This window comes from Caballeronia sp. SEWSISQ10-4 2, assembly GCF_030464885.1.
Classification (GTDB): domain Bacteria; phylum Pseudomonadota; class Gammaproteobacteria; order Burkholderiales; family Burkholderiaceae; genus Caballeronia.
The window spans coordinates 146077-165119 of record NZ_JALPRJ010000011.1; the positions used below are offsets into that span (position 1 = coordinate 146077).

At 60.6% G+C, this 19043-nt stretch carries 17 protein-coding genes and 1 pseudogene; 5 read left to right on the forward strand and 13 right to left on the reverse strand.

Going from position 1 to position 19043, the window contains the following annotated elements; all coding sequences use genetic code 11:
- Positions 1 to 302 precede the first annotated feature (302 nt).
- Positions 303 to 776 (forward strand): C40 family peptidase, encoded by a 474-nt coding sequence (locus M0D69_RS10255; RefSeq protein WP_301781910.1) that lies wholly within the window; start codon positions 303 to 305, stop codon positions 774 to 776.
- Positions 777 to 859: 83 nt separating this feature from the next.
- Here M0D69_RS10255 and M0D69_RS10260 read toward each other — a convergent pair whose 3' ends face one another.
- On the reverse strand, positions 860 to 4465 hold the full coding sequence (locus tag M0D69_RS10260; protein WP_301781911.1) for an indolepyruvate ferredoxin oxidoreductase family protein: 3606 nt from the start codon (positions 4463 to 4465) through the stop codon (positions 860 to 862).
- Between the two features lie 316 nt (positions 4466 to 4781).
- Here M0D69_RS10260 and M0D69_RS10265 point away from each other — a divergent pair, with 316 nt between their 5' ends.
- Positions 4782 to 4973, forward strand: a complete 192-nt coding sequence (locus M0D69_RS10265; protein ID WP_301781912.1) for a hypothetical protein — start codon at positions 4782 to 4784, stop codon at positions 4971 to 4973.
- A gap of 76 nt (positions 4974 to 5049) precedes the next feature.
- On the opposite strand, the pseudogene M0D69_RS10270 reads toward M0D69_RS10265, so the two are convergent.
- A pseudogene (locus M0D69_RS10270) lies at positions 5050 to 6152 on the reverse strand (4-hydroxyphenylpyruvate dioxygenase family protein).
- A 134-nt stretch (positions 6153 to 6286) separates the two neighbouring features.
- Here M0D69_RS10270 and M0D69_RS10275 point away from each other — a divergent pair.
- The gene (locus M0D69_RS10275) at positions 6287 to 6790 is read left to right on the forward strand and encodes an Lrp/AsnC family transcriptional regulator (RefSeq protein ID WP_301781913.1); all 504 of its coding nucleotides are present in this window, start codon (positions 6287 to 6289) and stop codon (positions 6788 to 6790) included.
- Between the two features lie 88 nt (positions 6791 to 6878).
- Here the strand turns inward: M0D69_RS10275 and M0D69_RS10280 are convergent, their stop codons facing one another.
- The 9 genes from M0D69_RS10280 to M0D69_RS10320 all read right to left on the reverse strand — a co-directional run bounded on the left by M0D69_RS10280 (position 6879) and on the right by M0D69_RS10320 (position 14678).
- Positions 6879 to 7544 (reverse strand): GNAT family N-acetyltransferase, encoded by a 666-nt coding sequence (locus M0D69_RS10280; protein ID WP_301781931.1) that lies wholly within the window; start codon positions 7542 to 7544, stop codon positions 6879 to 6881.
- 220 nt (positions 7545 to 7764) lie between these two features.
- Entirely contained in the window at positions 7765 to 8370 is a 606-nt protein-coding gene (locus M0D69_RS10285; protein WP_301781914.1) for a TetR/AcrR family transcriptional regulator, read from the reverse strand.
- Positions 8371 to 8431: 61 nt separating this feature from the next.
- On the reverse strand, positions 8432 to 9247 hold the full coding sequence (locus M0D69_RS10290; protein WP_301781932.1) for a DUF1835 domain-containing protein: 816 nt from the start codon (positions 9245 to 9247) through the stop codon (positions 8432 to 8434).
- A gap of 136 nt (positions 9248 to 9383) precedes the next feature.
- Positions 9384 to 10472 carry a 1,2-phenylacetyl-CoA epoxidase subunit PaaE gene (gene paaE, locus M0D69_RS10295; protein WP_301781915.1) on the reverse strand — a complete coding sequence of 363 codons (1089 nt, stop codon included), beginning with the start codon at positions 10470 to 10472 and terminating at the stop codon, positions 9384 to 9386.
- A gap of 8 nt (positions 10473 to 10480) precedes the next feature.
- Positions 10481 to 11008 (reverse strand): 1,2-phenylacetyl-CoA epoxidase subunit PaaD, encoded by a 528-nt coding sequence (gene paaD, locus M0D69_RS10300; protein WP_301781916.1) that lies wholly within the window; start codon positions 11006 to 11008, stop codon positions 10481 to 10483.
- Between the two features lie 5 nt (positions 11009 to 11013).
- Complete coding sequence (gene paaC / locus M0D69_RS10305) at positions 11014 to 11814, reverse strand: 1,2-phenylacetyl-CoA epoxidase subunit PaaC (RefSeq protein ID WP_301781917.1); 801 nt, start codon at positions 11812 to 11814, stop codon at positions 11014 to 11016.
- A 17-nt stretch (positions 11815 to 11831) separates the two neighbouring features.
- Positions 11832 to 12116, reverse strand: coding sequence for a 1,2-phenylacetyl-CoA epoxidase subunit PaaB (gene paaB, locus M0D69_RS10310; RefSeq protein WP_047894950.1), 285 nt, complete (start codon positions 12114 to 12116; stop codon positions 11832 to 11834).
- Between the two features lie 12 nt (positions 12117 to 12128).
- Positions 12129 to 13127 carry a 1,2-phenylacetyl-CoA epoxidase subunit PaaA gene (paaA, locus tag M0D69_RS10315; RefSeq protein ID WP_301781918.1) on the reverse strand — a complete coding sequence of 333 codons (999 nt, stop codon included), beginning with the start codon at positions 13125 to 13127 and terminating at the stop codon, positions 12129 to 12131.
- Positions 13128 to 13271: 144 nt separating this feature from the next.
- Positions 13272 to 14678: a dipeptidase gene (locus tag M0D69_RS10320; RefSeq protein WP_301781919.1), complete on the reverse strand. Its 1407-nt coding sequence runs from the start codon at positions 14676 to 14678 to the stop codon at positions 13272 to 13274.
- A 115-nt stretch (positions 14679 to 14793) separates the two neighbouring features.
- Between M0D69_RS10320 and M0D69_RS10325 the strand changes: the two genes are divergently transcribed.
- Positions 14794 to 16050, forward strand: coding sequence for a TIGR03862 family flavoprotein (locus tag M0D69_RS10325; RefSeq protein WP_301781920.1), 1257 nt, complete (start codon positions 14794 to 14796; stop codon positions 16048 to 16050).
- A gap of 33 nt (positions 16051 to 16083) precedes the next feature.
- Here the strand turns inward: M0D69_RS10325 and M0D69_RS10330 are convergent, their stop codons facing one another.
- Positions 16084 to 17286 carry a class I SAM-dependent methyltransferase gene (locus M0D69_RS10330; protein WP_301781921.1) on the reverse strand — a complete coding sequence of 401 codons (1203 nt, stop codon included), beginning with the start codon at positions 17284 to 17286 and terminating at the stop codon, positions 16084 to 16086.
- Between the two features lie 182 nt (positions 17287 to 17468).
- On the opposite strand from M0D69_RS10330, the gene M0D69_RS10335 reads away from it, so the two are divergent.
- Entirely contained in the window at positions 17469 to 18746 is a 1278-nt protein-coding gene (locus tag M0D69_RS10335) for an SGNH/GDSL hydrolase family protein (RefSeq protein ID WP_301781922.1), read from the forward strand.
- Here the strand turns inward: M0D69_RS10335 and M0D69_RS10340 are convergent.
- Positions 18743 to 19043: hypothetical protein (locus M0D69_RS10340; RefSeq protein ID WP_301781923.1), on the reverse strand; the 301-nt coding region annotated here is incomplete at its 5' end. The genes M0D69_RS10335 and M0D69_RS10340 overlap by 4 nt on opposite strands.

Genomic DNA, 19043 nt, shown 5'->3' on the forward strand with positions numbered 1-19043 from the left:
GTGTATGGCGATGCCTTCGTTACTCGGACTAATCTGATTCGAATGCTAAGTTATGCTGAGTAGAGTCGCGGATCGTTTCATTCTTCTGTCCGATATGACGGACCGTTTCTTGAATTCGTTTCGCTTCGGACACATTCCGCACAACTCTTTGCAGGTAATCAGCATGAACAAGGTCTTTAAATCGGTTTGGAGCGAAGCTCCGGGCGCTTGTAAGCGTCGTATTGCCGACAACATCGGCGCACGCGAGGCATTCGGATCCTGGTGCCGGGACACTGGGCGTTGATGCAATTGATATTGCCGATATGAATTCGCTGGACAGCGAAGCGCTCGCCGAGCGAATTTTTCCCGACAAGGAGCCGGTGGCGCAAGGTCCGTTCGGGGCGAACCGCAACAGGGGCGGCAAGCTTGCCGGTGTCGTGAAAAAAGCCGAAACGATGATTGGCGTGCCCTATCTTTGGGGTGGGAACACACCGGAAGAAGGTCTCGATTGCAGCGGCTTTGTGCGGTATGTCTATCAGAGCGTGACGGGCGTAATGTTGCCGCCTCTCTCCGCGCAAATCAGCCGGAAGGGCCGCGCGATTGCCGAGTCGGACTTGCATCCCGGGGATCTCGTATTTTTTAATACACGCCGTGGTGAAGCGACACACGTCGGCATCTATGTCGGTGACCAACGGCTTATTCATGCACCGAAGAGAGGAAGCTTCATTCGAGTTGAATCGATGAAAAGCGCGTATTGGACGTCGCGACATCATGGCGTGCGGCGAGTCGTGGCATAACGAACGTAAAACCGGGCAACGATGACACTGCCAATGAAAAACGCCCGATGAGTATCATCGGGCGCTTTTCATTCAACGGCAATCTAGGCGACTTGCCGCGTCTCACCGCCTGGTGACGAACGCCACCGCACGAGCAACGCATTCCACTTCACACGCGCCGCATTCACGTTGTTGTCCTTCACATGGCCATAGCCGCGCATGGAATCGGGCAGACTCGCCAGTTCGATCGCCAAAGGCAATTTCTCGACCGTCAAGCCGCCGATCAACTCCTTCACCAGCGCCTCGTACTCCTCGATCAACGCCCGTTCCATCTTCCGTTCTTCGGTCTTGCCGAAGACATCGAACGAAGTACCGCGCAGGAACTTCATCTTCGCCAGCACCTTCATTGCGGATAAGACCCACGGGCCGTACTGCTTCTTGATGAGATGACCGTGCGCATCCTTCTTCGAGAACATCGGCGGGGCGAGGTGGAAATTGATCTTCCAGTCGCCTTCGAAGCTACCCTTCAAGCGCTCGACAAACGCCGGATCGGCATATAAACGCGCGACTTCGTACTCGTCTTTGTACGCCATCAGTTTGTGCAGATTCCTCGCGACAGCTTCGGTCAGCGCGTACTGGCCATCGACAGAACCCATTGAGGCTTCCACCTTGCGCACTTCTGCCACGAGCCGGCCGTAACGCGCCGCGTACGCTTCGTTCTGGTAGTCGGAGAGATAAGCGATGCGCTTTTCAATCAGCGCATCCAGCGCCTTCGGCGTGTGCAGCGCGATGATCTTGCTGCCGCCTTGCTGAGAGGAACCAGACGATACCCCGCCGCGACCTTGCGCCCTGACGAGCCGTTCGACGCCGTCAAGATCATGCGCGGCGTGACGTCCCCATTCGAACGCCGCGAGATTTTTCTCAACCTGCACCGCGTTTAATTCGATTGCACGCACCAAAGACTCATGCCGCAACGGCACCCAGCCGCGCTGCCACGCAAAACCCAGCACGAACGGGTTCGTGTAAATGGCATCGCCCAGCAAGGCAACAGCAAAGCGATTGGCATCGACGAGAGCAACATGCTCGCCCGCGGCCGTGCGGATATCGGCTTCCGCGCTCGCACCCGGGAAGCGCCAGTTCGGGTTCTTGATGAATTCAGCAGTCGGCGTTTCGGCGCTGTTCACCACCACACGGGTATGGCCGGGTTGCATGCGCGAGCCGCACTCATCGCTGGCGGTCACGATCGGATCGCACCCAATCACCAGATCCGCTTCGCCCATTGCGATGCGGGTTGCGTGGATATCGCCGGGATGCGTCGCGATCTGCACATGGCTCATCACGGCGCCGCCTTTTTGCGCGAGGCCGGTGACGTCAAGTACGGTCACGCCCTTTTGCTCGAGATGCGATGCCATGCCGAGCAACGCACCGATCGTCACGACGCCCGTGCCGCCCACGCCCGTGACCAAAACGCCATACGGCCGGTCGATCAACGGCAGCTCAGGCATGGGCACCGGTGGCATTGCGTCGCCGGAAATACTCGATACCTTCGGCTTCTTCAACTGTCCGCCTTCAACCGTGACGAAGCTCGGGCAGAACCCGTTCACGCACGAGTAGTCCTTGTTGCAGGTCGACTGGTTGATCTGGCGTTTCGTGCCATATTCGGTGTCGAGCGGTTCGACCGACAGGCAATTCGATTTCACCGAGCAATCGCCGCAGCCTTCGCACACGGCTTCATTGATGACCACGCGCTTCGCCGGATCTGGATACGTACCGCGTTTCCTGCGCCGGCGTTTTTCCGTCGCGCAGGTCTGGTCATAGATCAGGATCGTGGTGCCGGTAATCTCGCGTAGCGCACGCTGGACCTCGTCGAGTTTCTCGCGATGGAACACATCAATACCCGGCGCCAATCCCACGTTCGCTTGATATTTCTCGGGTTCATCGGTGACGATCACGATCTTCGTCGCACCTTCGGCCGCGAGCTGATGCGTGATTTGCGGCACGGTGAGCACGCCATCGACGGGCTGGCCGCCGGTCATTGCCACCGCATCGTTGTAGAGGATCTTGTACGTGATGTTGGTCTTCGACGCGATCGCCGCGCGGATTGCGAGCAGCCCGGAGTGGAAGTACGTGCCGTCGCCGAGATTGGCGAACACGTGTTTGTCGTTGGTGAACGGCGCTTGCCCGATCCACGCGACGCCTTCGCCGCCCATCTGGCTGAACGTGCTCGTGCTGCGGTCCATCCAGACGGTCATATAGTGGCAACCGATACCGGCAAGCGCACGCGATCCTTCAGGCACATTCGTCGATGTATTGTGCGGGCAGCCCGAGCAAAACCACGGCTTGCGCTCCGCTTCCACACGCGGTCGCGCCAGCGCTTTTTCCTTCGCTTCGATCACCGCGATACGCGTGGCGATGCGCGCGCGGACATCGGCGGGAAGATCGAACTTGTCGAGCCGCGTGGCGATTGCTTTAGCGATGATCGCCGGCGACAACTCGTAGTGCGCAGGTAGAAGCCAGTTGCCCATCGGCACGGACCATTCGCCGCCTGCACCATCCTTCTCGTCGAACTTGCCGAACACGCGTGGCCGTTGCGCATCGGGCCAGTTATAAAGCTCTTCCTTGATCGCGTATTCCAGGATCTGGCGCTTCTCTTCAACGACCAGAATTTCTTGCAGTCCGTGGGCGAACGCATGCGCGCCTTGCGCTTCGAGCGGCCACACGCAACCGACCTTATACAAACGAATGCCGATGCGCGCGCAGGTTTCGTCGTCGAGACCCAGATCGCTCAACGCCTGACGCACATCGAGATAAGCCTTGCCCGCCGTCATGATCCCGAAGCGCGCATGCGGCGATTCGATCTCGATCCGATCCAGTTTGTTCGCGCGCACATAGGCGAGCGCCGCGTACCACTTGTAGTCGAGCAGCCGCGCTTCCTGAACCAAAGGCGGATCAGGCCAGCGGATATTGAGGCCGCCATCGGGCATCGCGAAATCTGTCGGCAGGACAATTTGCGTGCGATGCGGATCGATATCGACAGAAGCCGACGATTCCACCACATCGGTCACGCATTTCATCGCGACCCAGAGGCCGGAGTAACGGCTCATCGCCCAGCCGTGCAGGCCGAAGTCCAGATATTCCTGCACATTCGACGGAAACAGCACCGGCAAACCGCACGCCTTGAAAATGTGTTCGGACTGGTGCGCGAGCGTGGACGATTTGGCGGCGTGGTCGTCACCTGCGAGCACGAGTACACCGCCATGCGGGGAGGAGCCCGCCGAATTGCCGTGCTTGAACACATCACCGGTTCTATCGACGCCCGGCCCCTTGCCGTACCACATCGAGAACACGCCGTCGTATTTCGCGCTGGGATAAAGATTGACCTGCTGCGAGCCCCAGACGGCCGTGGCCGCGAGGTCTTCGTTCACGCCCGGCTGGAACACGACCTGGTGCGAAGCGAGATGTTTTTTCGCTTTCCACAGATGCTGATCGAGCGCGCCGAGCGGGGAACCGCGATAGCCGGAAATGAACCCGGCGGTGTTGAGTCCCGCGGCATGATCGCGTTGTTGTTGCAGCATCGGCAGCCGAACCAGCGCCTGTATGCCGCTCATGTACGCGCGACCGCGCTCCAGCGTGTATTTGTCGTCGAGGGTGACGGAATTTAGCGCGGCTTCTAGGGAAGCTTGTTGTTCCGCGTCAAGGGGGGCATTCATTGTGGGGTCTCTCCGCCAACGTTTGGGATCACCAAAGCACTTTAGGGCGTTCGCGTCTTGTGAACGCGTCAGCCGGGATTCCGAGTGTGCCTGTTTTGGATTTCTTCCAGCACTGGTAAAAACCCGCTGAAAAGTAATTTCAACTTTGCACAGGTGTTACGACGTGTAAAAACGGCCGGATTTCGATGTCATCGGGGAACCGCTCGCGTCGAGCCTATTCAAACAGCCCGATCGTTCCGCGTTTGCCGGGGTTTCGGCCTGCAGGCGAGCGCACGATTGTTGGACATACCGATGCACGCAGTTGAAGGAGGAAGTAGTGAAACAACGATATATCCAAAGCTTTCTGATGGTTTCCGCAGCATTTTTTGCGATGAATACGCCGGTTCGCGTCGGCGGTCCGGCTGGATCGGAAGTAACGGTCTCCGGCGTCCCGCGAATTTCACAGGTTCGCGTCGAACAGGTTTCGATTAAACAAGCGACGGATAACGAGGACAATTCCGACGCTTGAGGATTGTTGTTAACGCCGCAAAAAAAACCGGGGATCGATTCGATTCCCGGTTTTTTTATGGTGCTACGCGGCGCGCTTAGCCGGGCGTTGTTGTGTCCTTCACCACGCCGCGCCGAATCTGATCGAGTTCAATCGATTCGAACAGCGCCTTGAAGTTGCCTTCGCCGAAACCCTGATTGCCCTTGCGCTGAATGATCTCGAAGAAGATCGGGCCGATCTGGTTCTCCGTAAAGATCTGCAGCAGGATTTCATCCCGCACGCCATCGATCAGGATCTTGCGCTTGCGCAATTCCGCGACTGATTCGCCATGATTCGGCACGCGCCGGTCGACGAGCTCGTAATACGTGTCGATGGTATCTAGCAGCGCGATTTTCGCGCTCCGCAGATTGTCGACCGTGCTGTAGATATCGTCGCTGCCCAGCGCGATGTGCTGAATGCCTTCGCCGTGGTAGGCGTCGAGGTATTCCTGGATCTGCCCTGACGTATCCGAGCCTTCTTCGTTGATTGGGATGCGAATCTTGCCGCACGGCGAACTCATCGGGGGGGGGGGGGGGGGGGGGGGGGGGGGGGGGGGGGGGGGGGGGGGGGGGGGGGATTGAACAGCCGCTCGTAAAACTCGGCCCATTCGATCATCCGGCCGCGATGAACGTTGTGCGTCAAGTGATCGATGTACGTCAGACCATGGCCGACCGGATTTTGCTCAGCGCCGGGAATCGGTTCGAAATCGACGTCGTAGATGCTGATGTCGCCGATGCTGCCGGGCTGCGCACCATTCTTGCCGCGCCACCGGTCCACGAAGTAAATCAGCGAATCGCCAATGCCCTTGATCGCTGGAATGTTCAGCTCCATCGGGCCGGTTTTATTGTCGAAGCCCCACGCGCCCAGGTCTAGCGCGCGTTTGTACGCCTTGCCCGCATCGGCGACGCGAAACGCGATCGCGCAAATCGACGGACCATGCAGGCGCGCGAAGCGTTGAGCGAAGGAGTCGGGTTCGGCGTTCACCAGGAAGTTGATCTCGCCCTGCCGATACAGCGTCACATCCTTGTGACGATGACGGGCAATCGCCGTAAATCCCATCTGTTCAAACAATTTCCCGAGTGCGACCGGATCGGGCGCGGTGTATTCGATGAATTCAAAACCATCCGTGCCGACGGGGTTGTCCCAAGTTGTTGCCTGCATGCTTCGTCTCCTGAACCGTGAGGACTATTGAGACAAGTTTATCGATGAAAGCGCGGCGAATACTTGCGATTTAAATCGCACATGACTACGATGACGCACGTTCATGCCGTCATTACGTCAATGGGAGGCAGAAAATGGCTAAAGTCGAACTCGATGCCATCGATCGGAAAATTCTCGCGATTCTTCAGGTGAACGGACGGCTGTCGAACCAGGACATCGCCGATCAGGTGAACCTGTCACCGAGTCCCTGCTTGCGCCGAATCCGGCGGCTGGAGGAAGAGGGCGTGATTCGCGGTTACGTCGCGCTGCTCGAGCCGCGGCTGCTCGGGCTTGGGCTGCTCGCGTATGTCAGTGTGCGGCTGGAAAAGCGTGGTGGGACGACGGTAACCGCGGGAATGAAAAATCCGCCGACGCACGCCGATCGGTTTCGCGAAGCCGTGCACGCATGGCCGGAGGTCGTGGCCTGCGACGCGATGACCGGTGACATGGACTATTTGCTGCGCGTCCAGGTGGAAGACATGGAGCACTTTTCACGCTTTGTGCAGGATGAATTGCTGCACCATCCGTCGGTGATCGACGTTAAAACCAGCTTCTCGCTGGAGCGCTTCAAGGAAACGACGGCGCTGCCCATCCGCTGACCCTGTCAGCTAGAAACCCCAGACGCAAAAAAGGCGGCTTTCGCCGCCTTTCGTGCTTTTGCGCATGCTTGCTGATTTGTGCCCTGAATCAGGCCGCGTCCGCAGTAGGCATGAACGCCTGAAACATTTGCGATGCCCGGCGCGCCTGGCGCTTGACCGCGTAATCGAAGACCGCTGCTTGCTCCTGCAACATCTCCGCGATGATGCTGCTCTGGTCAGCGGGTGTCAGCGACAGATAAGCGTCGGCTTCGCCATACGCATATTCGATCTTCATCCCCGACTTCTTCGCGATGTGCATCATGGTCGAGTTTCGTGACAAACAATGCATGTAGAGCATTGAAACGTGCGTGTTGCGGCCGCGGATGGCGGCACGCTCGAACAGGCGGCTACCCACGCCACGGCCGCGCGCACTTTCCAGTACCGACACGCCGAACTCCGCCGTACGCTTGTCGCCTTCGGCTGGCAGATAGGCCAGATGGCCGACACCGACGAGGTTCAAGCGGTCGTCGAAGACGCCGAACACGGTGTCACGCGAAAAGTCGATATTCGCGACATAGTTCTCGATCACACGATCCGGCACGATCTGGCCGAAGCGCAGCAGGCGGTCGTCTTCGTCGAGAGCGAGGAAGTGGGTGAGCAGGCGTTCGCGATCGGTGGAGGACAGTTCACGAACGAGAACGGGCGAACGACCGGCAGCTGTCTGCGAGCGATCGGCTGCTGCGAGGATCGATGCGGTGTGGCGGTTGAAAGGCATGTTCACGATGGTGGCTCCTGGATTCGTCGTGCGACATGGTGCGTCGCAAAACGAATTTTAGCCGAACCACCCGATGAGCACTAGGGAAAACCCGTAATTGTCTATGGAGCCTACCGTCTAATTGTTATGTATTAACAATAAAAATCGTTAAAAAACAATGAATTGTGGCGTGTTGTGTGGAACGCACGGTCCCTCGGCTACAAAATGCCGCATTGCAACATTAACTGTCCCCGTTCATGCCGTGCTCGATCACGCTGACAACCTGCTCCGCGAACTCGCGATAGCCCAGCTTCCCGTCCGGCTTGAGCCACGTGAACGTCCAGTTGATCATGCCGAACACCATCATGGTGAGCGCGGTCTGGTTTTCCTTGGTCGCCCGCTTCGGATAGGCGCGCGCGAGTTGCCGGGCGAACGCCGCGACAATGCCGCGCTGGCGTTCGAGCACGATTTCACGCTGCGTGTCCTCGAGGTATTTCACGTCGTTGAGCAACGCGACGTGCCGGCTATGGGACGTTTCGTATTCGGTGAGGAACGCGCGGACCAGTTCCGCGAATGCCTCGCGCTCGGTCAAGCCGCGGCGCTGGCTCGCGCCTTCCACTTCCGCGATGATCAGCATCAGCCGCTTCGTGTAGCGGTCGAGCAGGTCGAAAAGAATGGCTTCCTTGCTCGCGTAATAGTGATAAAGCCGCGCCTTTGAGGTGCCACTGGCTGCGGCGAGATCGGCCATCGACGTGCTCGGATAGCTGGTCTGCGCGAATTTGGCGGCGGCGAGTTCGAGGATCTGCTCGCGTTGTGTGTCGTGGTCAGGCGCTCTTGTACGGGCCATTGAGTCTCGAAGAAGTGCTGGGTCGATCGGGGATTCTAAACGCGGCTATTGCGCGGCAAATTTAATGTACGGCGCGGCGAAGTCTGGCCTCGGCTATCTTGGCGAGATCGCCGCGAATCTGGAGTTTGCCGGCCGCGACGAGTTCACGACAGCGCCAGAAAGCAATCGCATCGCTGACCAGAAAGCCGAAGCTCGCGCCCATCACCTGGCCGGCGAGCCGGCGCGCTTCCTGCCAGCCATCGCTGGCTATCTGGAGGATGGTTTCATCGACGTCGGCATACGTGCCGGAAATGAACGTGTTGTCACGCCACCGGCGAGTGTCGCTATTGATCTGCTTCACTTCCTGCCATTCCAGCGCCAGACGGCTAATGCGCAATACGGAAATGGGCGCGGCCGTCGGCAACTTGGCGCCTAGTTCGGCTGCTGTGAACATGCCGGCCGCCGTCGCGCTGTCATCCCGGGCACGGCGTTGTTGCGTGCCGTCGGCGGCGGTGACGAAGGGCAGGTCTTCATGGCTGAGTTTGGCTTCGTTCAGGCGTTGCGGCGCGTTGCGCAGCGTGTAGGCCACTCGCCGCAGCGTTAGCTGGTCACTTGCGCTCTGGCCGTGCCAGATCACGACCTGCCCGCTGTCCTGCGCGAGTTCGCGCAAGAGTGCGTCCTGTTCCTTGAGCTTCGATATGAAGTCGAACTTGTGTTCGTTCAGCACCTGCTGCCAGAACAGCGCGCGGGTTTCCGGGTTGTCGTCGATCCCCCTAAGCTGGCCGACCGCAAGGTCGTCCTTGAGCGGGATGACGCGTTCGTCGCGGGCCGCTAATTGCAAGGCTTCGCGCAAATTTTCGGCGGCGTCGTCGCCGTTGGTAACGTGAATGGTGCTCATCAGTAACGGTGACCGCAAACGTAAGAAGGCCGCCCGGCGCGCGGTGAGTGCGGCGACAAGACGCGGCACACCGCTTTCGAAACGGGCGACCCCTAGTGTAAGCGAATCGAATCAGCGCAATCCGCCAACCCGGCGCTCAACGTTCGTCATAGCTCACAACCACGCGATCCGAGACCGGATGGCACTGGCAGGTGAGCACAAAACCCGCATCGATTTCATGCTGCTCCAGCGTGTAGTTCTTCTCCATGCGCACTTCGCCTTCCAGCACTTTCGCCCGGCACGTGCAGCACACACCGCCTTTACAGGCATAAGGCAGCGCGAGCCCCGCCTTCAACCCGACGTCGAGCACGCTCACGCCTTGATACGGCAGGCGCAGCTTGCGTTTTTTGCCATCGATAACCAGTTCCAGATCGGCCGCCGGCGTGTCGTCGGTGATTTCGATGGGCGGCACGCCCGCTTGCGGCAACGGCGTCCCGAAGCGTTCGACATGAACCTGCTGCGGCGGCACGCCCGCGCTTTTCAGCGCTGCCTCGGCGGCGTCCATCATCGGGCCGGGGCCGCAGATGAAGGCTTCATCGATTTCATTCGCGGGAACGAGCACCTCCAGGAAGGCCGCGCACTTTTCCTGATTCAGCACGCCGTTGAACAACTCGACGTCCTGCAAATCATCCGATAGCACGTGATACAGCGAGAACCGGCTCATGAAACGGTTCTTCAGGTCTTCCAGTTCTTCGGCAAACATGATCGCGTCCACGCTGCGGTTGCCGTAGATCAGCGTGAAACGGCTGGTCGGCTCGGTTTCCAGTGTCGTCTTGACGATCGCGAGCACCGGCGTGATGCCCGAACCACCCGAAAACGCGGCGTAATGCTTCACGTGATCGGCGTTCAGGTGCGTGAAGAAGCGGCCATCGGGCGTCATGACTTCGATTTCATGGCCGGGTTTCAACGTGTCGAAAGCGAAGTTCGAGAAGCGGCCGCCGCGCACGCGCTTGATGCCGATACGCAATTCGCCGTCGCGATCGTAATCCGTCACACCGACACAAATGGAATACGAGCGCCGCGTTTCTTCACCGTCAATATGCGTCTTCAACGTGACGAACTGGCCCTGCGTGAAGCGGAATGCGTCGCGTAGATTTTCGGGGACGTCGAAGGAAACCGTGACGGCGTCGGCGGTTTCGGGACGGACGTCGCGGATGCGCAGCGAGTGGAATTGCGGAGTCGCCATGGTCGTTTTCAGTACGGTTTGAAGTAGTCGAACGGCTCGCGGCAATCCATGCAGCGATACAGCGCCTTGCACGCCGTCGAGCCGAATTGCGCGAGGCGTTCGGTATGCGATGACCCGCAGCGCGGGCAGGCCGGTTTGTCCACGACGCGCGGCACGAAGCGGATCGGCCGCTCTTGCGGGGCGTGTTCGTTTGAACCGCAATTGCCCATTGGCGGGGCGATGCCGTATTGCTTGAGTTTGTCGCGGGCCGCGTCGGTCATCCAGTCGGTGGTCCACGCCGGCGCCAGCACTGTCTCGATACGATGTTTTGCAAAGCCCGCTTCGTTCAACGCGGCGCCAATGTCTTCCGCAATCTGGGACATCGCCGGGCAGCCTGAATACGTGGGCGTGATGACGATTTCAAGCGTGTCGTCGGCGGTGCGGCGGACGTCGCGGAGAATGCCCAACTCGCGTATCGATACCACCGGGATTTCCGGATCGGGCACGGCGTCCAGCACTTCCCAAACGCGGTCGAGCGAAGCTTCAGCGGTCATCATCGCGTTCACCAGCTCGCGCCTGGATGCTGCCGAGCGACGCTTTGCAATTCCGCAAGCAGGAAGCCCATGTGTTCGGAATGCTCGCCGAGCTTGCCGGTTGTCACGTGTCTGGCATCGGCGGGTTTTTGCAGCGTGGCTTCGGCGAGCGTCGCGTCCACGTCCTCGCGCCACGCTGTTTCCAGATCCGCCGTGAGCGGACCGATGTTCGCATCGGCGATGCTCGTTTCCACGTCGTCGATACTGAAAAACTCGCGCGTGTAAGGCATCAGGTAATCCACCGCCGCCTGCGCCCGACGATGCGATTCCTCGGTGCCATCGCCGAAACGCAACAGCCAGTCGCTCGCGTGATTCAGGTGATAGCGCGTTTCCTTGATCGACTTCGACGCGATCGCCGCGAGTTGTGCGTCCGTCGATTGCGTGAGCGCCGTCCAAACATGCGCCATCAGCGTCGAATAAAGGAAATTGCGCACGACCGTCACGGCGTAATCGCGATCCGAACGCGCCGTGCCCGACAGCGGACCCGCGTGCGGCAACTCGGTCAGCGTGTAATTGCGGAAGTCGCGTTCGTTGCGGAAATACGCGTAGTCGTCTTCGGTTTTCTTCGTGCCGTTGAGTTCTGCATCGAGTGTGGCGGCGTGCGAGTAGAGCAGCCGCGCCTGGCCGATCAGATCGAGGCTGATGTTTGCCAGCGCGATGTCTTCCTCGAGCACCGGGCCGTGTCCGCACCATTCGCCGTTGCGCTGACCGAGGATCAGCGCGTTATCGGCGAGGCGCAGGACGTAGGAGAGATGTTGGGGCGTCGTCATGGGGCTTGACCCTTCGCTCACATGTGGTTGATTTCGTCGGGCAGCACGAAGAACGTGGGGTGCCGATAGATCTTGTCGCCGGCCGGGTCGAAGAACTCGGCTTTATCGGCGGGATCGGAGGCAGTGATCGCCGCCGATGGAACCACCCAAATGCTCACACCTTCCTGGCGCCGCGTGTAGACATCGCGCGCCATGCGCAACGCTGCGGGGGCATCCGGCGCGTGCAGGCTGCCGCAATGCTTGTGATCAAGGCCCTGCTTGCTGCGCACGAACACTTCCCAGATCGGCCATTCGTTATTCATCTTTCGCTCTCCTTATGCAGCGTGCTTTTGAGCACGCGCAGCTTGTTTGGCGGCGTAGGCGAGGGCGGCTTCGCGCACCCAGAGGCCGTCGTCGTGTGCTTTTACGCGCGTGGCGAGCCGCTCCTTGTTGCAGGGGCCGTCACCGTTCACGACGCGCCAGAACTCTTCCCAATCGATCTCGCCATAGTCGTGTGCCTGCCGTTCTTCGTTCCACTTCAGGTCGGAATCGGGCAGCGTGACGCCGAGAATCCTGGCTTGCTCGACGGTGGCATCGACGAATTTCTGCCGCAGATCATCATTCGATATCCGCTTGATGCCCCATTTGAACGACTGGCCGCTGTGGATGGAATCCTTGTCGCTCGGGCCGAACATCATCAGCACCGGCCACCACCAGCGGTCCACCGCCTGCTGCACCATTTCCTTCTGCGCTCCAGTGCCTTTCATCATGGAGAGCAACGCGTCGAAACCTTGCCGCTGATGGAACGACTCTTCCTTGCAGATGCGGATCATGGCGCGCGCATACGGGCCATACGTGCAGCGGCAGAGCGGGATCTGGTTCATGATCGCCGCGCCATCCACCAGCCAGCCGATCACACCCACGTCCGCCCAGGTGGGCGTCGGATAATTGAAGATGCTCGAGTACTTGGCTTTTCCGGCGTGCAGGGCATCGACGAGCTGATCGCGCGACACCCCCATGGTTTCCGCCGCGCTATATAGATAGAGGCCGTGGCCGCCTTCGTCCTGCACCTTCGCGAGCAGGATCGCCTTGCGCTTCAGGCTCGGCGCGCGCGAAATCCAGTTGCCTTCAGGCAGCATGCCGACGATTTCCGAATGCGCGTGCTGCGAGATCTGACGAATCAGCGTCTTGCGGTAGGCATCGGGCATCCAGTCCTGGGGTTCGATCTTGCCGTCGGCGGCCATCACGGAGTCGAAACGGCTGAGTTCCGGCGATTCGGACGCCGGATCGATGGGCTGCACGTTGCCGGGGATATCGAGGGATTGCGTGTACATGACGATCGCTCGCTCTAGGAAGTCACTGTGCCGCAATTATAAGCCGACCGTCCGGTCGGTTAATAGTTATTTTTTGAGATAGATTCGGACGGGGCGAGGGCGGAGTGCTTTTGTGTCGAATGAATTCGTCAGATCTTTCCAGTCCTACCCCACGCTCGCTTCAAACGCCCGCCGATAATTCTCCCCAAGAATTTTCCCCGTTTCTTCGTTCGAAAATCCTGCGGCAAGGAGCTCGTTCGCAAAGTCAGGCAATTGGCCATAGTGAGTAAAAACCGGCGGAGAAATAAAGCCCAGCATGTCCGTGCCCATGCCGACATGGTCAACGCCGACCAGATCGGCCATCCGCTTGACGCCTTCGGCCATCCCCCGCAGGTCCCTGAATGTCCCGGAGCTTGGCCAGACGCCGATCACACCGCCCGTTTCGGCGACGGCGCGAGCGTGGTCGGGATTGATCAGCCGGCTTCGGCCGCCTGGATGCGCGGACAGCGCGGTGTGAGACAAAACCAGCGGTTTCGACGATACCGTCGCCGCCCGTTTGACGAGATCGAATGTGCCGTGGGCAACGTCGACGACGATCCCGAGGTCATTGCATCGCCGAACGACCTGCGCGCCGAAATCCGTCAAACCTCCATGTTCGGGCGGCTCGGTCTGGATATCGCCGAGTTCGTTGACGCGGTAGTGCGTCAGTTGCAAGTGGCGAAGCTGGTGCTGTGCGTACGCTTCATCGACGCGATCCAGTTGCCCCTCCAGGAAATCGCCGCCTTCCGACGCGATAATCGCGCTCGGCCCCGCGTTCGCACGCGCCTTCAGCGAGGCGCTGTCGGTGGTGACATTCAATTGCTCGCGCTCGATCAACGCGTGCACCCGCGCGAATTCGGTTTGTCCAAGCGCGTACAGTTCGCCGGACGCGGGAGGCCGGTACGCCTCGATACGCTTGCGATCCGACGATACCCGCGTGACCACGGTATCGGTGACGATCGCCAAGGTGACGACGTTCATCCCGCCGCTGCGCATCGGCGCGGCGAGCGGGACGAAAGGGCGGTTGGCGCCAATCGCCGGATCGTGGGAGATGATCACGCGGCCGGCGTGGCTGTGCATGTCCATCGTCAGCGCGCCGTTTAGGCGCCAATTCCTGGCTGCATCCTGATCGTCGGTATATCCGGCGAAACGGCCGCGAGCACAGGCGGCCAGACCCAATGCGGCAGTCGATGCCAGGAACGCCCGCCGGCTGAATGGCTTGTCGGGGCTTGTCACGCACGCATCGACGAGTTGATAACGCCAACCCGCCGGATCGTCGATCAAACGGCGCAGTCGTCCGCGAATCGTCACCGGTTCGTCTTGCACTCGGATCAGTGAGGCACCAATAACTTCGATGCTCGATCGCGGATTGTTTGGCGTGCAACCGGGACAGCACGGAGCGTCGGCCGCCAGCAAGAAATAGTCGACGCATGGGTCTGGTTCGAGCGGAATCATCCAGCCTGAGAGTTCGACCACGCTGTCATGCAGCGTGTCGGCCTGACCCGAGCGAATGCTCGACCAATCGATTTGCATCGACATCCCCTGTTGAACGTTGTGGCTGAATTATGCAGTGGCAGGTCGGGCGAACTCAGTTTGCTCCCGGCGCTGAATGCGACAATGCGGCTTCGCTTTCAACCGTGTCCCCTGCATGCCGTCACCGTCATCCTCCGAAATTCATTGCGCGCGCGTTGCCGTTATTGGCGGCGGCCCTGCCGGCTTGATGGCTGCGGAAGCGCTCGCGGCAGGCGGCGTCGAAGTGGATCTTTACGACGCCATGCCGTCGGTCGGCCGCAAGTTTCTGATGGCAGGCAAGGGCGGGATGAATCTCACGCATTCCGAGCCCGCCGAATTGTTTGTCGCGCGTTACGCGGAGCGCCGGTCGCAGGTTGAACCGTTGTTGCGCCGTTTCGATGCCGCCGCGTTACGCGCATGGGTTCACGGGTTGGGCGTGGAAACCTTCGTTGGCAGCTCGGGCCGCGTGTTTCCCACCGACATGAAAGCCGCACCCATGCTGCGTGCCTGGCTGCATCGGCTACGCGGGTCGGGCGTGCGATTTCACATGCGGCATAAGTGGATTGGTTGGAGCGACGAAGCGCGGCGGCCTTTGCGATTTGCCACGCCGGAAGGCGAGCGCTCAGTCCAAGCCGATGCTGTTGTCTTCGCGCTCGGCGGCGCGAGCTGGCCGCGGCTCGGCTCGGACGCGGCGTGGATTCCGTATCTGGAAGCGCGCAACGTGGGCGTGTCGCCGTTCGTGCCGTCGAATTGCGGCTTCGATATCAACTGGAGCGAGCACTTCAGCAGCCGTTTTGCGGGCGAGCCGCTGAAAGCCGTCGCGATCGGCTTGCCGCGGCTGGACGGCGGGATCGATTGGCGGACGGGCGAATGTTTGCTGACATCGACGGGTATCGAGGGCAGTCTGATCTACGCGATGTCCGCGCGCATTCGCGATCGCCTGACCGCCGGTGACGCCACGTTTTTTCTGGATCTCGTACCGGCTTTAACGCAGCAGCGTGTCCACGATGAAGTGACCCATCCACGCGGCGCTCGTTCTATGTCGAGCCATTTGCAGAGCCGTCTGAACCTGACGGGCGCGAAGGCGGGTTTGCTGCGCGAGGTGCTGGGCCGCGAAGATTTCTCCGATACAGCGCGTCTTGCGCAACTTATCAAGGCGTTGCCGTTGACCGTGACGCGTCCGAGGCCGATTGCCGAAGCGATCAGCAGCGCGGGTGGCGTGACCTTCGAATCGCTCAATTCGAACTTGATGCTCGACGCACTGCCCGGCGTTTTCTGCGCGGGCGAGATGCTGGATTGGGAAGCGCCGACTGGCGGTTATCTGCTCACCGCGTGTTTCGCGAGCGGTTTGATCGCGGGCGAGGCGGCGCTGGCCTATCTGAAGCGGGCGTGAACCGGGTTCAAGCGCCCGCGCCAAAGACGAAACTCAAGCCGGCACAAGACGCCACAACGACGTAATTTCGGCCGAACGCGCGTGATACAGCGGATCGGTTTTATCGGCGGCGCGAGGGTGATGCGGGCGGATATCCATCCGGCCGTCCGTCTTCAACCCGGCGCGGTCGACCCACTCCTGGAATTCCGCACGCGTACGCAGACCAAGGTGCTCGGCGATATCGGAAAGAATCAGCCAGCCTTCGCCGCCCGGCGTCAAATGTGCGGCGAGCCCATCGAGAAAACCACGCAGCATGCGGCTTTCGGGGTCGTAGATTGCATGTTCGATGGCCGAGCTCGGCCGGGCCGGCAGCCACGGCGGATTGCAGACGATCAACGGCGCACGGCCTTCCGGAAACAGATCGGCCTCGACCACTTTCACTTCCTGCGTGTATCCCAATAACTCGATGTTTTCGCGCGCGCAGGCGAGCGCGCGGGCATCGATTTCCGTCGCCACCACACGCTTCACGCCGCGCTGCGCCAGCAAGGCGGCAAGCACGCCGGTTCCGGTGCCGATATCGAAAGCCAATTCCTTCGATGGCAACGGCTGATCCGCCACCAGCTTGATGTACTCGCCGCGGACCGGCGAAAACACCCCGTAGTAAGGGTGAATCCGCGCACCGAGCGCCTCGACGTCCACGCCCTTTTTACGCCACTCGTGCGCGCCGACCAGCCCGAGCACCTCACGCAGCGACACGACCGACTCACCTGACGCCGCGCCATAAGCCTCCTCACACGCTTCCTTCACGACCGGCGCGCGACGCAGCGGAATGGCGTACTCCGCGTCGAGCGGCAACAGCAGCATGCCGAGCGTGCGCGCTCGCTGCGACTGGGCGAGCCGATGCAAATTGAACGCCTCGGCGGGAGCGGGCGGCGCTGCCGGCGGTGCATCGGGGGCGGCGCTGCGTTCTTTCGCTTTTGCTTTGGCCGACTTTTTCGGCCGTGTTTCGATGCGTCGTGCGACCGCCTGCAACAACTGCCGGGCGTTCTGGAAATCGCCGCGCCACAAGATTGCCGTGCCTTCGCAAGCCAGCCGATACGCGGAATCGGCGGTCATCTGGTCATCGCCGATCACAACGCGTTTGGGCGGCGCGATTCCGCTTTCCGAGTGCCAGAGCGCCGAACGGTTCTCGCCTTTTTCCTCCCATTGGATCTGGGAGGGTGCGGCGCTGGTGCTAGGAGAAGTTTTGGAATGCATGCTGAATAAGTACCGGACAAAGTGAGAACCGCGAGGCGGAATGCCGACATTCTGAGGGCTTTTCACAAAATGGTCCGATTTTCGGCGAGAAAAGCCGGCCGATGGATGTGCTCGGGAACTGTAAGCGCCTGGTTTGCCCGTTCAGGCACAATCGCTTTTTCCCCCCTAACCCACGCTCCACGATGAACCTTCGCGCCCTTTCCGCCGTTGCCGCCGCGACGCTGTTTGCTTCCCTGCTGCCGTCCACCAGTGCTCGCGCCGACGACGCCCCGGCTGAACACTGGGTGAGCGCCTGGAGCACGGCATTGCAGGCAATTCCGGAGCGAGCCGACTTGCCGGCGCTGTATCGCGCGCCGGAGATCGGTGGCCGGACGGTTCGGCAGATCGTCTATCCCGCCATCGACGGCCGGCACGTTCGGCTGCGCTTCAGCAATGTATACGGCACCACGCCGCTGGTGATCGAGGGTATACAAGTGGCGCGCGCCGTATCCGGCAATGCGGCGGCGACACGCGCGGGAGCGACCCATCCCGTGACGTTCGGCGGCAAGCAGGGTGTGACCATCGCGCCGGGTGGCCAGATGGACAGCGACCCGATCGCCTTCGACGTCGCAGCCCACCAGCCGCTCGCCGTCAGTACTTATATGGGAGCAGGCCAAAAAATGGCCGCGTGGCATCGGGTGGCGAGCCAGACGAACTACGTGTCGACGCCCGGCAACCATTCCGCTGATACCGACGCCGCTGCGTTTCGTACCCGATTCACGCAATTTGTGTGGCTGACCAGCGTTTCCGTCGATACCGCGCCGGCGCGGACGCTGGTCGCGATTGGTGACTCCATCACCGACGGCATGCGCTCCACGCCGAATGCGAACCGCCGCTGGCCGGATGCTTTGGCGCGCCGGTTGACGCAAAAAGGCATCGACGGAACAGCTGTTGTGAACGCGGGAATCAGCGGCAATCGCTTGCTGAGCGCGTCACCGTGTTACGGCGATGCACTTCTGAACCGCTTCGATCGCGACGCGTTGCGCCAGCCTGGGGTGCGCGCCGTGATCCTGCTGATCGGCATCAACGACATCAACTTCCCCGCGATGCCCCCGCACTCCGGTCTTGATTGCGACGATCCGCACACCTCCGTGACCGCCGATTCGCTGTTGCGTGGCTACCAGCGGTTGATTGCACAGGCTCACCAGCGCGGGGTCCGGATCTACGGTGCAACCTTGACGCCGGCTGCGCTGCCGCCGGAACGTGAGGCCATCCGGACGGCGGTGAACGACTCGATCCGCTCGAGCCGCGCATTCGATGGCGTAATCGACTTCGACCGCGCACTGCGGGATCCGGCCCATCCCGACCGGCTTCAGCGGCGCTACGACAGTGGCGACCATATCCATCCCAGCGACGCGGGTTACGCGGCCATGTCGGAGGCTGTTCCCATCGACGAAATGGGGCTGGCAAAGGGCCGTTAGGACATTGCCGAAAATAGTTTGAAGATGTCCTTGCCTTGGTGCACGCCATCGCCTATTATTCGTCTCCTCGTTTCGCAACGAGGACCGCTAAAGAAACAGGCGGCCTCCAAAGTCGGTAAGTTTGAAAGCAAATGCTCACAAACTTGGTTGACAAGGAGAAAAAGATTCTTCATAATCTCGTTTCTGTGCTGCGACTGCAGCGACGCGAAAGCGGCGGATCTGGAAGGATTCAGGTTTGGCGATTTTGGCGAATGTTCTTTAAAAACTAACAGCCGATAAGTGTGGGCGCTTGGTGCT